This window comes from Bacillus sp. NPDC057893 (genome assembly GCF_042796455.1).
In the GTDB taxonomy this organism is placed as follows: domain Bacteria; phylum Bacillota; class Bacilli; order Bacillales; family Bacillaceae_G; genus Bacillus_A.
The window spans coordinates 49,165-63,405 of sequence record NZ_JBHVNG010000003.1 but is presented as its reverse complement, the minus strand read 5'-3'; the positions used below and the strand labels follow the sequence as shown (position 1 = coordinate 63,405).

Here is a 14,241-nt window from a genome sequence, read left to right as displayed (position 1 = left end):
GTGAGTGAATAGGATTTCCTGTTTTTTTTGAATAAAAGTTTGATTTTTCTGTTATTAAGTCGTAAAATATGTGTTATACATAAAAGCGTTGAAAAGGAAAAGTAGAATGGAACCATTCTTTCCAGAGAGCTTCGGTAGCTGAGAAGAAGCAAGAATATTCATTTGAACAATGGCCTTTGAGCTTCGTCCTGAACTTATCAAATGATAATAGTAGGCGGCGACGAGAGTTGGTTCTCGTTATCAAAACCACAGTATAAGAGCATATAGCTCCGTACTTGTTAAGGTTAGTTATGTGAATGACTGACGAAATAAGGTGGTATCGCGACTGTTTATCCAGCCCCGCCCTTATCTTTTTTAAGATAGGGGTGGGGCTTTTTATATTTTAAAGGAGGAATATAAGATGAGTATTTTTATTGGAGGCGCTTGGCCGTATGCAAACGGTTCGTTACATCTTGGACATATTGCTAGTTTGTTACCAGGAGATATTTTAGCGCGTTATTATCGGGCTAAAGGTGAAAATGTTTTGTATGTTTCAGGAAGTGATTGTAATGGAACACCGATTGCAATTAGAGCGAAACAAGAAGGGGTTACAGTAAAGAAAATAGCTGATCAATATCATGAAGAATTCGAGCGATGTTTTCATAATCTTGGTTTTACGTATGATTACTATACACGTACAGATAGTGAGCATCATCATGAAACTGTGCAAAAAGTCTTTTTACGTCTATTAGAAGAAGGTTATATTTATAAAAAAGTCGTTGAACAGGCTTATTGCGAAACGTGTACGCAATTTTTACCGGATCGATATGTAGAAGGTATTTGTCCGCATTGCCATGAAGCAGCGAGGGGCGATCAATGTGATGCTTGTTCCGCTATTTTAGATCCACTCGATTTGTTAGAAAAGAAATGTAAGTTGTGCGGTAGTACGCCATCAGTACAGGAAACAGAGCATTTCTATTTTGCATTGCATAAATTTCAACAACAAATTAAAGCGGCTGTAGAAATTGCAAAGCAGAAAGGAACATGGCGCGACAATGCAATTCAATTAACAGAGAGATATTTAAAGGAAGGATTACAAGATAGGGCAGTATCACGTGATTTACCAATTGGGGTACCAATTCCGGTGGAAGGATATGAAGATAAGAAAATTTACGTATGGATTGAAGCGGTGACAGGATATTATTCAGCGAGTAAAAACTGGGCTGAAGAAACAGAGAAAGCTGATCAAGAGTTTTGGGATAGAGATGCGAAAACATATTATGTACATGGTAAGGATAATATCCCGTTTCATTCAATCATTTGGCCAGCGGTATTACTTGGAATAGGAGAAGAAGCGATCCCGCGTCATATCGTTTCGAATGAGTATTTAACAGTAGAAAAAAGAAAGTTATCGACAAGTAAAAACTGGGCAGTATGGGTACCTGATATATTGGAACGCTATAATCCAGATTCTATTCGTTACTTTTTAACAGTAAATGCACCAGAAAATCGTGATACTGATTTTTCATGGCGTGAATTCATTTACAGTCATAATAGTGAACTATTAGGCGCATACGGGAACTTTGTGAATCGGACGTTGAAGTTCATTGAAAAGTATTATGATGGCATTGTGCCAAAAGCAAATATTAATATAGAGCTGAGAGATAAGGTAGAAGGATTATATGCAAGTGTAGGAGAGGCGATTGAACAAACTAAATTTAAGGTGGCACTAGAAACAATATTTGATACAGTTCGCTTTGCAAATAAATACTTTGACGAAAAGCAACCTTGGAAACAAAGAGAAGAGGACCCAGTTTCATGTGAGGAAACAATTTGTAATTGTGTTTACCTGATAGCAAACTTTGCACAACTGCTTGAACCATTTTTACCGTTTTCAAGTGAAAGAGTTAGAAATACATTATCGAGTGTTAAAGTAAATTGGGAACCTCAAAATACGTTGCCAAACCGAATTGATAATGTGCAGCCATTATTTGAGCGAATCGATGTAAAACAAATTGAACATGAGGTAGAGAAATTATATGGAGCGGTAAAGTGAAATATAAGGAAAAGACCTTTCAAATAAATGAAAGGTCTTTTGTTATGCTGTATAACCTTCTTTCTTATCTTTCAAAAAGAAAAGCACAGCAAGGATTACGAGAATAATAGCCGCAATAGCATATGTTATTTTAAATGTATCGTTAAAGTACTCTACTAAAGGAGTTTTCACTGCCCCTTGCGTATATACCGTATAGTAACGTTATTTGTATTTTCTTACAAGTAACGTATTGTTCACGCACTATGCATCGTATGCTGTTTTTTTTCTTTCCTAGCAGTAAGTAGTTGTGGTGTGAAAATACCGAGTAATATAACTACAATCCCAATCCACTGCATTAGCGATACAACTTCATGAACAAGTGTAATAGAAGCGATAATTGCTGTTGGTAATTCAGCTGCACCTAATATTGTACCAAGTCCTGTTCCGACTTTTGGTACCCCAATCGAAAAACAAATGACAGGTATAATAACCCCGAACAGTCCAAGAAAGAAAGCATATTTCCATAGGCCTGCTTGTAAGGTACCATCTGTTAAAAAGGTAGGCGGGAAAAATAAGCATACAATAAGAGTAGCACTCGTTGTCATAAGAAAGCTTTTCGTATAAGGCGGAACATCTGTAGCAACGCGCCCGCTTACAAATACATAGAATGAGAAAGAGACGGCAGCTAATAGTCCGAAGATAATACCTTTCGTAGAAAAGTTTTGTCCAAGACCTTCAAATACTCCACCAGCAAACAATGTACCAGTAAATAAAATAATAATAGATATAACTTTCTCACGGCTTGGGAATGTTCGGTTGGCAATCGCTTCGATGACTACACCAATCCAAGTGAACTGAAAGAGTAAAACGACAGCGATAGAAGCTGGCAGTTCTTCTACAGAAATAGCATAGAAAATACCCGTCATACTCATTGTTGTGCCGACTGTTAGTAACGAAAAGAATTGTTTTTTTGATACTTTATGACGTGAAAAGAACAGAACGAGTAAAAGTAGTCCAATCCATCCGAAGACATATTGTCCGCCTAATAGTTGGTGTGCTGAAAATCCGTCAATAAATCCGAGTTTGAAAATAGTTGAAAGTACGCCGTAGCTACAAGCACCGAGTAAAACGAGTAGTGAATACTTAAACTTCTCCATAAAAATCCTCCTTTTAAATAATAAAAAACGCCCGCTATCCAAATAAGGATAACGGGCGAACGAAACAGAGTAAGATACTCTACAAAATTCCGCCATTCATACGAAGTATGAATTTGGGGTATGAAATTAGAGTAGGTTTTACATTGCTTTTGGGAATACAATGGAGCATTTTACACCTTGAGGTGTGTTTTGTATTCCATAAGGAAACTGATGTTTATCTAATATTTGTTTTACAATATATAACCCAAGACCACTACCTTGTACTAAGCCGTGTTTGTCAGGATTTGCGCGATAGAATGGTTCAAATAAATGGGCAAGTTTATCTTCATCAATTTGAGAACCTGTATTTAATACTTCTAATGCGTAACCGTTTGGCTTTTCATAAAGTTTTATATATACATGCTGATGGTCAATTGTATAATGAATTGCATTTGAAATAATGTTAAAAATAGCAGTTTGCATAAATTTAGGATCAGCTAAAATTTGTACATCTTGTTTAATGTTAGATTGAACATTTAATTGTTTTACAGATACAAAATAATCTACTTTCTTTATAACGTCCTCAATAATATTAGTTAATGAGATAACTTTTAAATTTGGTTTAAATTGAGGGTTTTGTATTTTGGATAATTCTGACACTTTTTCCGTTAATATGTTAATATCTTGCATCATCTCATATGAACGTTTTAAATATTTATCTCTATCTTTATAAGCGCCAATTCCGTGAATCATGCCATCGAGTTGTCCCATAACGGCTGCGATTGGTGTTTTTAATTCATGGGATATCATAGACATAAATTCTTTACGAGATTGTTCTAACTGTTGTTCCTTCTTGAGTTCATTTCTTAAATCTTGATTGCTTTCATGTAAATTTTTCACAATAGTAGGTACTTGTGAGGCAGCTACTTGCAAATTAAAATCTGTTTGATCTGTATTTTTGTTCAGTGCTTTTTTATCTGAGAAATCAAGATTCATAATATCTTTTAAAGCATCGCTCATATATCGGAAAGGTTTGGCGATTATTTTTGCGTAGATTAAAGATCCAAGCAGAGATAATGCAAGCATTGTCGCCCCAATATGTGGAGCTAACTGCTGCAACACATCTGTTAACTTTGGATTATCATGTGTATCATTTGCTTTACTTGCTGCATTTTGTGTATGTAAGGCATCATTGTTAGTAACTTGCTTTTCCGCTTCTGTAAGTGAAGACGTTGTGTTACTTTTCCCCGGAATATTTTGTGCATGTTCTTTTGCTTTTGCAGTTTGGCTAGGCTGCAAAAGATGATTGATGGCTGTAGAGAGTGTTTTCATGTCTATTTGAGAAGATTGAAAATTAGAGATGCTACTCTCTGACACAGCTTTATTTTGCTTTGTTTTACTTTGGTCGTTTTGTTTGTCTGATTCCGCTTGTTCCGCAGTTTGCGTTCCAGAAGCTTTCAAACGATCTTTATCGTAATTTGAGGCTAGAAAATAAATAATTTGATAAAGACAAAGTGATAACAGAATACAAAATAATAAGGTTTTGATGAATATATTTTTGGTGATGTTGTCTTTGCTACGATTCGATTTTGTAGCCAATGCCTTTCACCGTTTTAATATAAGGAATTTCTAATTTTTTTCGTAAGTTTTTAATATGTGTATCTATAACTCTCACATCACCATAATGTTCATAGCCCCATACCTTATTTAACAAATCACTTCTTGATAGTACTTTTCCCCGATTTTGCAGTAAAGTATATATAATTTCAAATTCTTTTGTAGTCAATTCAATTTGATTACCATGAACATAAGCGGCATATGCTGTAGAATTTAACATCAATTCATGGAATTGTAGTATAGTTGCAGCTTCTGCTTCCTTCGTTGCTGCCCTTCTTAATACAGCTTCTACACGTTTTATAAATACGGTGTAATGGAACGGTTTTGTAATATAGTCATCAATACCTAACTCAAATCCTTTAATTTCACTTTCTTCATTATGTAAGCCTGTTAACATAATGATTGGTACATCAGATTGTCCTCGCATAATTTTACAAATACTATAGCCATCTATATCTGGTAACATTACATCGAGGAGGACAAGATCGTATGAATTTTTTTGGAAAAGAAGAATGCCTTCTGTTCCAGCACCAACTACATCAACAGTAAAGTTTTGTGCCATTAGAAATTCACGAATAAGTTCTTGTATATCTGGGTTGTCTTCAATCACCAGTATATGCGTCATAGTAACACCTCCTAAATAACGCTTTTTACTGCAATATTCGAATTCATCATTTTTTGGATGACTCAGATTGTTTATACATATAATAAGCCCCCGCTATAAAATAGTAATGAAAGTAGCAAGGGGGATTGTTTAGTGTCACTGAATAGTTCAGAATTACAGTAGTTCTATTATAGTATGTATTGTAAAATTTATAAAATATTATAACTGTATAATTTTAATATCCATGTTTATCAATGTTACGATGATGTTGAATGCAATCTATTTTTATTATATATGTAAATACAGTTGTTTTGCTACTGTAAATGAATAAATAAAATAAGCCAAGACATAAAATTCTTGGCTACACGTAAATCTTGTTCTTAGGCTAATTTACAGTGACAGTAGCTTGCTGCTGAACGCGCTCAAATAACCAGTGAATATCATTGTTAAACATACGAATACAACCAAGTGTTGTTGCTTTCCCGATTGCTTGATTATTGTTAGTTCCATGAATCGCATACGTTGTTCCGTAAGTTCCTGCCATATTTAATCCGAGCCAGCGGTCCCCAAGTGGATTACGTGGATCGCCGCCTTTAATTTTCCCTGTATAGTAAGGACGGTTTTTAATTTTATTTACGATTTGAAAAGTACCCTTAGGTGTTGGTGTTGCTGCTTTTCCAGTAGCGACAGTGAAACTTTTTATGAATTTTCCATCTTGATAATAATCCATTTTATTTATTTGTGTGTTTACGATAAGCTGATCTTTCGTCGTAGCTGCTTCTGCAGTAGTGAATGGAAGAGTTAAAAATCCTAATGATAATAGCGCACTTAATAATAGTTTTTTCATTATATTCTCCTTTTACTTATTGTAGTAGTCTTACATACAATGAATTTGTAATCCTCGTAATGCTTGATTGACATTTTCATCTAATGTTTCAAAGAAGGTAGTAATCTTTGTATTGCATTTGTTGTTTTTATCAATAAGTAATCTTTCATTTAATAAAAGCTCACCATGTAGTCCAAAACTTTGAACTTGAATCTTTAGTTCATCTTCAGTTTCAGAAATAATCGGTAAGAAATAGTGAAAAGCTTTCGTTGGAATGATGTAGCTTTTGCCAATCATGCTTTCTTGATTTGAATTAACCCATTTTCTCGTGACGATCTTAATGTTCTTTTTTGAAACGATAAAAGACAGCGTTGTAGATTTTGTTAAACTTACGTCAAATTCATTTGTTTCACATATTTGTAAATTAAAAACGGTTTCATTTTGATGAGATTCAACATTCGTATTAATAAAATCGTGCATTTTATAAGCTTCCATTTCTTATTCACCCTTTTTTCAATTTCGAAAAGCGACTTATATTTATTCAATTTAATGTTTAGTCATATATTAGCTAAATTTTTCAACAAATTCCGATATAATCTTACAATACGTATATGAAGCTAATATGAAGTTCATATGAGTTTGTTATGGTTTTTTATAGAGAACAAAATAAGGTGATTTCCAAGTGTTAAAAACTGGATAAAAAATGTATATTAATGGCTATATTCCGTACGGTATATAGTTGTTAGCTCATTTTAAAATGATAATGGGTATAAGCAAATAAAGAACAGAAAACTTTAGTGTGAGCCTTACAAAAATGTAATAAAAATGTAAGCTATTGTGATAGTTATTTCGACAATTTTTTTATACAATAATAGTAACAAGTTGTACGCGGATGAAAGGGGAGATGACATGGAATGGGTTCATGAATTATTTCAGCAATACGGGTATTATGTAGTACTTGTAGGTTTGCTGTTAGAATATATTGCACTTCCGTTTCCGGGAGAGCCAACGTTAGCATATGCGGGATTTTTAGCACAGAAGGGTGATTTAAGTTTACCTATTTTAATTATCCTATCCTTTATTGGGACAAGTGTAGGAATGACGATTCAATACTTTTTAGGGAATAAGCTTGGTATGCCTTTTGTTCAAAAGTACGGGAAGTACGTATTTTTAACACAAAGAAAAATTGATTTAACTAGAATGTGGTTCGATAAGTATGGATATTTCCTTATCTTTATTGGTTTCTTCATTCCTGGTGTACGTCATTTTACAGGATACTTTGCAGGTATCATTAACTTACCGTTTCGCCGTTTTGCGATTACAATTTATTCAGGTGCTTTATTTTGGGTATCATTCTTCTTAATCGGTGGTTATTGGTTAGGAGGAAACTTACATGATATTTTTGGGGTGCTAGAAGGTCATATCGGTAAAATCATCTTTGGAGTTATTGTTATTGTAGCAATTACATTAGGCATTCGTTTCCGCAAACAGTTAAAACGAGTACTGTTACAAAACGCAAGTTAATATGGAATCCATTCTATGTCAGAAATTAGGGAGGCAGTGCAAAAGCACTGCCTTTTTTATTTTATGTTCCAATCTATGTTAATAAGCTATTGTCTTCTCATATGCTTAATATTCCATATTTATTATATAGATTACCTGACAATTATTAACGTCAAAATGACAATTATAATTGACAAAGATAAGGATATTATTTACAATTTTAATTAAATAAATGAAAAAGAGGGAAGACATGAAGCTTCAAAATCGAGTGAGGGAATTTCGAGCAAAGCATCGTTTATCACAAGGGGATTTAGGGAAAGCGATTGGCTCATCACGGCAAACCATTAGTTTAATTGAACGCGGGGATTATGCACCATCTATTGTATTGTCGTTAAAAATCGCACACATTTTCAATGTACCGGTGGAGGAAATATTTACGTTAGTGGAGGGGGAAGAGGACGATGAAGAGTAAAATAAAAAAACAATTTGATTTTGTGGGGAAAATAGCATTAAGTATGATGGGTGGCTTTTTAACATCTTATATAGCTTTAGATTTACTCTCGGATGAACCGAGAAAATTATCACCCAATATATTAATAGGTGTATGTACTATTTTTGGAATCGTAATGATGTATTACACTTGGAAGAATACACGTATGTTAGCGGAAGCGCGTGATGAAGAAGAGAGCGTACAAGGCAGAAAATTAGGCATTATAAGTATATATTTACGTGTAGGTGATATAGTTACGCAGGCATGGTTTGTATATGCAGTTATTACATGTAGACGTGCACTGTTGCAGGATATAAATGTTTCATTTGCAGTGTGGAATTTAGTAGCTTCTATTGCCTGTTTAACTATTGTAGTAATTATCGGGATCATAACAAAAAATCGTTATAATAAGCTATATCCTGAACAAGGTGTAACATATATGGAATCAATGAAAATGTGGACGAAAAACGTAGATGAAGGGTTAAAGCACATTGTGCATGAGGCTGGATATAAAGCGTATGAGTTTACGAATACAGTACTGGCATATGTATGGTGGGGTGCTGTTATATATACAGCGGCTAGTGATATCGATTTTGTATTAATTGGTTTAATCTCATTTATTTGGATATTGCATCTCGGAAAATTCATGTACGAAATGCAGAGAAAAATGATTTATTAAGGGGAGAAAAAGGTGGATATTTTAAGAAGGCCAGCTGGTTCCATGACGGCGGCGTTAGTTTTGTCCATTTTATACGGAGTAATCCAAACTGGTAAATTAGAAACAATGTTGGATATATGGGCATTATTTGGAGTTTTTTTATTAGTGCTATCCATTCATGAGTTAGGGCATGTAGTATTTGGTTTAATAGGTGGTTTGAATTTTAAATTTATGACAGTAGGACCTATTACTGTGCAAAATGAGAAAGGAAAAATACGAATTCGAGAAAATAAATTATGGGAGTACTTTGGAGGCGTGGCGATGCTAGTACCGCCTTCTATAGAGACACCGAACCTTTCAAAAAAATGGGCGTGGATGACTTTAGGTGGACCGATTACAAGTTTACTATTTGGTATTACTTTTGGTTACATATATATGGTGAGTTATTATCAATATCTTTTATATTTTTCCGTTTTCCATTTTGTGATTTTTGCAGCTACAATCGTGCCGATAAAAGGAACGTTTCTGAGTGATGGCATGCAATTTCTCATTTTAATTAAAGATGATGAAAAAGCTAAGCAGCATTTATATACGATTCAAGTATCAAGTGAGTTATTTAGTTATAAAAGACCGAAAGATTGGGATGAGAGGTTAATAGAACTTAGTGAGGAAAAATTAAAAGAGAATAAAGGAATAAGAGAGAGCATGAGCGGACTGATGCTCGTCTTCCTTGCTAGATCAGATCAAAAGGGAATGGCAAGAGCAATACCATATATAGAACAAATTGTTCAACTACCGGTAACGAAGGAAAATAAATTCTTCGTTAGTAGTTTTCATAGTTGGTATCTCTTATATAAAGTTCTTTATCAGAAGGAAAGTCTTTCCTTGCAAGAAGCAAAGGCACATGTAAAGGCAATTACAAAAGTGGATTTACATGGGTATTACCGTACACATGGAATTGTTAAATATTTAGAGGGAGATCTAGAAGATGCTCGCACTTATATGAAGAAAGCTGATAAAGAATTGAAGAGTGCAGAGAAGAGTGAAATCGGATATTTACAATTAGAGAGAGAATGGTTTGAGCGGCTAAAGGAGAGGGTATCTTACGACGGGTGAGGTATCCTCTTTTTTCTATGTCATCTTATGCCGTTCCATAAAAAGTCTGAGGCGAGTAAAATGAGATAAGAAGAGCAAAGCTTGGAGGAAGTAAATATGGAAATTTTAACGATTATTTTGATAGTCTTGCTTATTTATGCTATTTTTAAAGTCGCATACGTAGCATTAAAAATACTCGCGATTCTTTTAGTTATCTTTTTAATCGTGGAGTTCGGTAGTAAGTTGCTTGGGGGATAGGGTATGTTGTGCTTTAGAGATATCGAAGGATGTCGATAAATCGATATACTGTGTCGAATCGTTGATATAATGAAAAAATCGCTGATATAAGTGGAGAAACGATCGATATATTTTAAAAATCGTTGATATATTCCGGTGAGTACCGGATGGGGTATGTGGAAAAGAAGTTGCCGTGGGGGTAACTTCTTTTTATTTTGGTGATGGGGTATGAACAGGAAAGAATAACAAACAAAAAAGCTGGAAGAATATCTTCCAGCTTAAGAGTTACTTTCGATTTGGCGACTGTTTTCTTCTTCAGGATCTTGTAATAGGTTGAATACATCTGCTAGGCAGAATGCAATAAACCAAGTCCAAAGACCGTGGAAGAAAGCTGAGCTTAATTGAAGTGGTAATGTATAGTTTGTCATTGAGTAGGAAATACATCCGCCAACGATTCCGATCATTGTTAATAACATTGTTTTTTGAGCATTTTCTTCTGGATTGAAGAGGAAGAAAATGTAGCCGCCTAAAATTGAAGCGCTTACAAGTGTTTCGATTCCATTAAAAATGATATTCTCTCCAAGTTGAGTGTTTGTCCAGAAGCAAATTACGCCGCCGATAATGGCAAACAGGACAGCTATTGTGTATCGTATATGTTGATTCATATGTTCATCTCCTTATGTAATAAGATGATTTGGAAGTCAAAAAGGTAGGTATAGTATATTGAAGTGAATTTTAGTTGTACGAATCTTTTTATAAAAAGATCAGTGAAGAATAACTAAGATGAGCAGCTTTTTTAAGCCGTTACGTGTATGGTGTCTGAAATATACACGACTTCTTGTTTCTTTTTGCTTATATAAATAAGAGAAACTTCCAAGTCTATATACTCTTTTTTGTAAGTCTACTTTTATTATAACACATTTATTGCCACACTAATAGAATTATCTGATTTTGTAATAAGTGTAAAAAATAAAAAACGCAAGGAACTGTAGCTCCTTGCGCTTTTTTATATACGTTTGAAACGTCCAACGATTTCAACGGTTTCAGTAATATTCATAAATGCTCGATTGTCTACTTGGCGAATAATTCGTTTCATTTCGCCTAACTCATAGCGAGTTACGACAGTGTAAATCATTTTTTTCTTATGGTTTGTATAGCCGCCGACAGCATCTACCATTGTTACGCCACGTATGCCGTGATGTAGTAGTGAGCTTTTTATTTCCTCACCTTTTTCTGTAATTGTCATTATCGTTAATTTAATATGTTTTGTATGCACGGCATCAATTACTTTGCTGACCACAAACCGACTAATTAACGTATAAAGCGTAATATCCCATCCGAAAATAAATCCTGCTGCAACAAGTAAGATTAAGTTGAATCCAAAGATGATTGCTCCAATTGAAACATCGCGATGTTTCGCTACAATCAATCCAACAACATCAAAACCACCTGTTGAAGAAGCAAATCGGAATATGATTCCTGAGGCCGCGCCGCAGATGACACCACCGAATACAGAAGAAAGTAAAATATCGTCTGAAACTTGGTGTACTGGGATAATGTTCATCGCTAAAGATGATACAGCTACGAAGTATGCTGTTAAAAAGGTTGTCTTCTTGCCTAAGTAAAAGTGACTTAAAATAAGAAGAGGAATGTTTAGTAAAAAGATAAGTGCACCGATATTGTAGTGCATTAAATAACCGATAATCATCCCTACACCAGCGAACCCACCGCTAATCATATTATGCGGGATAAAAAACATATTCATAGAAATTGCATACAAAATAGAAGCTATAAAAATAACAACTAACTGTATGATAAATTCTAAGTGAAATGTTTTAGCTGCTGGGAAGGATAAAAAGGCGGTGTCGGGAACGTAATCGGCGTCTCCTAGTTGACCCATAGTATGTTTCATCTCCATATTCATTTTTGATTACAAGAAGAGAATAAAGCTTTTTTCAAAAACTGGCAATAGTTTTATTATAATGCAAAAATTTTATAAATTTCTAAAAAATTAAACCTATTCAAAGATACGTGTGAATATACTAAAGAAAGCGAATACATTGATTTTCTAGCATAATTTTTTGAGAAAATATGCAAAATTCATTTTTGAAAATAAAAGGAAATAGAGAATGTTTGTTGAATGTGCTAAAATGACTTTATTAAGGATGTGAAGCGATGGAATTTTTATTGCAGGATGCACTTCTGTATATATCGTTTGTAACGACAGCACTTTGTGTATTAGAAGTCTTTTTTCTTGCTAACGTTTCTCGTTTCGTACGTCAGCAAGCATCAAGCGGTAGACAGAGAGCTTTTAAACTAGTTGATAAGTGTGAAGAGGGTATCGGAAATGTACCGCTTTTCTCGATTTTTTATAAATATGGAATGATTCGCTCTGTCCGCAGACAAGAATCGAGTGGAGAGAGTGACGAGGTAGGCCCGTATACACCAATGTTTCGCTAATTAATTACGAAACATTGGAGGAATGAACATGTTAAAATCAAACCGAGCTGCGCTCATTAGTTTATCATTATTACTTGTTTTTGTTTTATCTGGTTGCAGTAATGCAGGCACGATAGATTCACATAGTACGGGAATTTGGAACCATTATTTCGTATATCCAATATCGTATATGATTCAATTTGTTGCTCATCATATATCTGGTGGAAGCTTTGGGATTGCGATCATTGTCATTACGCTTGTTGTTCGTTCAGCACTGATTCCATTAGCTGTTTCGCAATATCGTAGTCAAATGAAAATGAAAAAAATGCAACCTGAATTACAGAAGCTGAAAAAGAAACACGGTGATGTGGGTAAAGATCTTGAAAAACAAAAGCAGTATCAAAAAGAAATGTCAGAACTAATGAAATCAGGCGGTTGGAATCCGTTAGCTGGGTGCTGGCCAATCTTTATACAAATGCCGATTTTCTCTGCTTTGTATTATGCGATTAGCCGAACTGAAGAGATTCGTACATCTTCATTTTTATGGGTGAACCTAGGACATGCAGATCCATATCATATATTACCGATTATCGCAGCGTTAACAACATTTATTCAAATGAAGGTGTTCCAATCAAATATAACGCCTGGAGAGCAAGTACAAATGTTGAAAATACAGCAAATAATGATGCCAGCGATGATTTTGTTTATGGGAATTGCGGCACCGTCAGGACTTGTGCTGTATTGGATTACAGGTAATTTATTTACAATGACACAAACAATTGTATTAAGAAAAATAATGGAACGTGAAGAATTACAATTACAAAAAGCTTAGATAAACGCCGCTCGTGATGAGCGGTGTTTTTTTGTCCCGTAAAAGCCCAATCCGAGTAGTGTAGGATGCACACCCCCACTAATTAAAGTTCCATTTTATTTAACTCGTTAAGGAAATTTTAAGAAATCAACATTACTATAGGCATTGTATACGAAAGTGTACATGCTTTAGAAATGTGAAGGAGGAAATTTCCTATGAAGAAGAAAACAGTTGGGTATTTAGCAATTGCAGGTGCTTTATCATTTGGAATTATAGGAGGAATTGGTGTACCAGCATTTGCGGCAACGAATACTCCAGTAGCGGATCAACCTACAAAAACGGCGAAAAAAGATTTAGATGCCGCTACAAAACAAAAAGTAAAAACGATTATGGATGATACAAAGAAACAATTAGAGGAACTAGGTGTAAAGCTTCCAGAGAAAGAGAAACGTAAAGATATGTTTGCGAATCTAGATGAGGCAACAAAAGAAAAAGCGAAGTCGATTCTAGAACAAGAAAAATCCGGGAAACTAACACGTGAGCAAGCAAAAGAAGAATTGACAAAACTAGGTGTGAAATTCCCAGAGAAGGGTAAGCACAAGGATATGTTTGCAGGGTTAGATGAGGCAACAAAGGAAAAAGCGAAGTCGATTTTAGAGCAAGAAAAATCCGGGAAACTAACACGTGAGCAAGCAAAAGAGGAATTAACAAAATTAGGTGTGAAATTCCCAGAGAAGGGTAAGCACAAGGATATGTTTGCAGGGTTAGATGAGGCAACAAAGGAAAAAGCGAAGTCGATTTTAGAGCAAGA

General features: G+C 34.7%; 16 protein-coding genes, 1 pseudogene and 1 other annotated feature. Of the genes and pseudogenes, 9 read left to right on the top strand and 8 right to left on the bottom strand.

Annotated elements, in window-relative coordinates; all coding sequences use genetic code 11:
- The first annotated feature begins 79 nt into the window (after window positions 1–79).
- Window positions 80–350 (top strand) — a binding site (T-box leader).
- Between the two features lie 50 nt (window positions 351–400).
- Window positions 401–2,035 carry a methionine--tRNA ligase gene (gene metG / locus ACFVQC_RS16210; protein ID WP_377889761.1) on the top strand — a complete coding sequence of 545 codons (1,635 nt, stop codon included), beginning with the start codon at window positions 401–403 and terminating at the stop codon, window positions 2,033–2,035.
- Window positions 2,036–2,077: 42 nt separating this feature from the next.
- Here the strand turns inward: metG and ACFVQC_RS16205 are convergent, their stop codons facing one another.
- From ACFVQC_RS16205 to ACFVQC_RS16180, 6 genes are all read right to left on the bottom strand, one after another.
- Entirely contained in the window at window positions 2,078–2,206 is a 129-nt protein-coding gene (locus ACFVQC_RS16205) for a hypothetical protein (RefSeq protein ID WP_269719584.1), read from the bottom strand.
- A 62-nt stretch (window positions 2,207–2,268) separates the two neighbouring features.
- Window positions 2,269–3,171: an EamA family transporter gene (locus ACFVQC_RS16200; RefSeq protein WP_377889758.1), complete on the bottom strand. Its 903-nt coding sequence runs from the start codon at window positions 3,169–3,171 to the stop codon at window positions 2,269–2,271.
- 138 nt (window positions 3,172–3,309) lie between these two features.
- Window positions 3,310–4,749, bottom strand: a complete 1,440-nt coding sequence (locus tag ACFVQC_RS16195; RefSeq protein WP_341308046.1) for a sensor histidine kinase — start codon at window positions 4,747–4,749, stop codon at window positions 3,310–3,312.
- Window positions 4,727–5,392, bottom strand: coding sequence for a response regulator transcription factor (locus ACFVQC_RS16190; protein WP_000148832.1), 666 nt, complete (start codon window positions 5,390–5,392; stop codon window positions 4,727–4,729). The genes ACFVQC_RS16195 and ACFVQC_RS16190 overlap by 23 nt, the downstream gene beginning before the upstream one ends.
- A 364-nt stretch (window positions 5,393–5,756) precedes the next feature.
- Window positions 5,757–6,218 (bottom strand): L,D-transpeptidase, encoded by a 462-nt coding sequence (locus ACFVQC_RS16185; RefSeq protein ID WP_012261946.1) that lies wholly within the window; start codon window positions 6,216–6,218, stop codon window positions 5,757–5,759.
- A 30-nt stretch (window positions 6,219–6,248) separates the two neighbouring features.
- Window positions 6,249–6,692 carry a DUF3978 family protein gene (locus ACFVQC_RS16180; RefSeq protein ID WP_377889754.1) on the bottom strand — a complete coding sequence of 148 codons (444 nt, stop codon included), beginning with the start codon at window positions 6,690–6,692 and terminating at the stop codon, window positions 6,249–6,251.
- Window positions 6,693–7,106: 414 nt separating this feature from the next.
- Between ACFVQC_RS16180 and ACFVQC_RS16175 the strand changes: the two genes are divergently transcribed.
- From ACFVQC_RS16175 to ACFVQC_RS16155, 5 genes are all read left to right on the top strand, one after another.
- Complete coding sequence (locus ACFVQC_RS16175) at window positions 7,107–7,721, top strand: DedA family protein (protein ID WP_000455364.1); 615 nt, start codon at window positions 7,107–7,109, stop codon at window positions 7,719–7,721.
- Window positions 7,722–7,950: 229 nt separating this feature from the next.
- Entirely contained in the window at window positions 7,951–8,172 is a 222-nt protein-coding gene (locus ACFVQC_RS16170; RefSeq protein WP_002145012.1) for a helix-turn-helix transcriptional regulator, read from the top strand.
- Window positions 8,162–8,869, top strand: coding sequence for a DUF3169 family protein (locus tag ACFVQC_RS16165; protein ID WP_033715981.1), 708 nt, complete (start codon window positions 8,162–8,164; stop codon window positions 8,867–8,869). Before ACFVQC_RS16170 ends, ACFVQC_RS16165 begins: the two co-directional genes overlap by 11 nt.
- A 42-nt stretch (window positions 8,870–8,911) precedes the next feature.
- Entirely contained in the window at window positions 8,912–9,964 is a 1,053-nt protein-coding gene (locus ACFVQC_RS16160; RefSeq protein ID WP_377898860.1) for a M50 family metallopeptidase, read from the top strand.
- 96 nt (window positions 9,965–10,060) lie between these two features.
- Window positions 10,061–10,201, top strand: coding sequence for a DUF3985 family protein (locus tag ACFVQC_RS16155; protein ID WP_087982923.1), 141 nt, complete (start codon window positions 10,061–10,063; stop codon window positions 10,199–10,201).
- Between the two features lie 257 nt (window positions 10,202–10,458).
- Here the strand turns inward: ACFVQC_RS16155 and ACFVQC_RS16150 are convergent, their stop codons facing one another.
- Complete coding sequence (locus tag ACFVQC_RS16150; protein WP_377898691.1) at window positions 10,459–10,845, bottom strand: DUF3938 domain-containing protein; 387 nt, start codon at window positions 10,843–10,845, stop codon at window positions 10,459–10,461.
- A gap of 341 nt (window positions 10,846–11,186) precedes the next feature.
- Window positions 11,187–12,080, bottom strand: coding sequence for a YitT family protein (locus ACFVQC_RS16145; RefSeq protein ID WP_016096587.1), 894 nt, complete (start codon window positions 12,078–12,080; stop codon window positions 11,187–11,189).
- Between the two features lie 275 nt (window positions 12,081–12,355).
- Between ACFVQC_RS16145 and ACFVQC_RS16140 the strand changes: the two genes are divergently transcribed.
- The 3 genes and pseudogenes from ACFVQC_RS16140 to ACFVQC_RS16130 all read left to right on the top strand — a co-directional run.
- Window positions 12,356–12,640 carry a hypothetical protein gene (locus tag ACFVQC_RS16140; protein WP_215574111.1) on the top strand — a complete coding sequence of 95 codons (285 nt, stop codon included), beginning with the start codon at window positions 12,356–12,358 and terminating at the stop codon, window positions 12,638–12,640.
- Window positions 12,641–12,668: 28 nt separating this feature from the next.
- Window positions 12,669–13,451 (top strand): membrane protein insertase YidC, encoded by a 783-nt coding sequence (locus ACFVQC_RS16135; protein ID WP_377898690.1) that lies wholly within the window; start codon window positions 12,669–12,671, stop codon window positions 13,449–13,451.
- A gap of 194 nt (window positions 13,452–13,645) precedes the next feature.
- Window positions 13,646–14,241, top strand: a pseudogene (locus ACFVQC_RS16130) (hypothetical protein); the annotation flags it as partial.

What these genes read in the sequence shown, in the direction of transcription:
- ACFVQC_RS16135 (WP_377898690.1), top strand. Translation starts at nt 12,669, where the DNA reads ATGTTAAAATCAAACCGAGCTGCGCTCATTAGTTTATCATTATTACTT.
- metG (WP_377889761.1), top strand. Translation starts at nt 401, where the DNA reads ATGAGTATTTTTATTGGAGGCGCTTGGCCGTATGCAAACGGTTCGTTA.
- ACFVQC_RS16150 (WP_377898691.1), bottom strand. Translation starts at nt 10,845, where the DNA reads ATGAATCAACATATACGATACACAATAGCTGTCCTGTTTGCCATTATC.
- ACFVQC_RS16180 (WP_377889754.1), bottom strand. Translation starts at nt 6,692, where the DNA reads ATGGAAGCTTATAAAATGCACGATTTTATTAATACGAATGTTGAATCT.
- ACFVQC_RS16165 (WP_033715981.1), top strand. Translation starts at nt 8,162, where the DNA reads ATGAAGAGTAAAATAAAAAAACAATTTGATTTTGTGGGGAAAATAGCA.
- ACFVQC_RS16145 (WP_016096587.1), bottom strand. Translation starts at nt 12,080, where the DNA reads ATGGGTCAACTAGGAGACGCCGATTACGTTCCCGACACCGCCTTTTTA.
- ACFVQC_RS16200 (WP_377889758.1), bottom strand. Translation starts at nt 3,171, where the DNA reads ATGGAGAAGTTTAAGTATTCACTACTCGTTTTACTCGGTGCTTGTAGC.
- ACFVQC_RS16175 (WP_000455364.1), top strand. Translation starts at nt 7,107, where the DNA reads ATGGAATGGGTTCATGAATTATTTCAGCAATACGGGTATTATGTAGTA.
- ACFVQC_RS16185 (WP_012261946.1), bottom strand. Translation starts at nt 6,218, where the DNA reads ATGAAAAAACTATTATTAAGTGCGCTATTATCATTAGGATTTTTAACT.
- ACFVQC_RS16190 (WP_000148832.1), bottom strand. Translation starts at nt 5,392, where the DNA reads ATGACGCATATACTGGTGATTGAAGACAACCCAGATATACAAGAACTT.
- ACFVQC_RS16170 (WP_002145012.1), top strand. Translation starts at nt 7,951, where the DNA reads ATGAAGCTTCAAAATCGAGTGAGGGAATTTCGAGCAAAGCATCGTTTA.
- ACFVQC_RS16160 (WP_377898860.1), top strand. Translation starts at nt 8,912, where the DNA reads ATGACGGCGGCGTTAGTTTTGTCCATTTTATACGGAGTAATCCAAACT.
- ACFVQC_RS16140 (WP_215574111.1), top strand. Translation starts at nt 12,356, where the DNA reads ATGGAATTTTTATTGCAGGATGCACTTCTGTATATATCGTTTGTAACG.
- ACFVQC_RS16155 (WP_087982923.1), top strand. Translation starts at nt 10,061, where the DNA reads ATGGAAATTTTAACGATTATTTTGATAGTCTTGCTTATTTATGCTATT.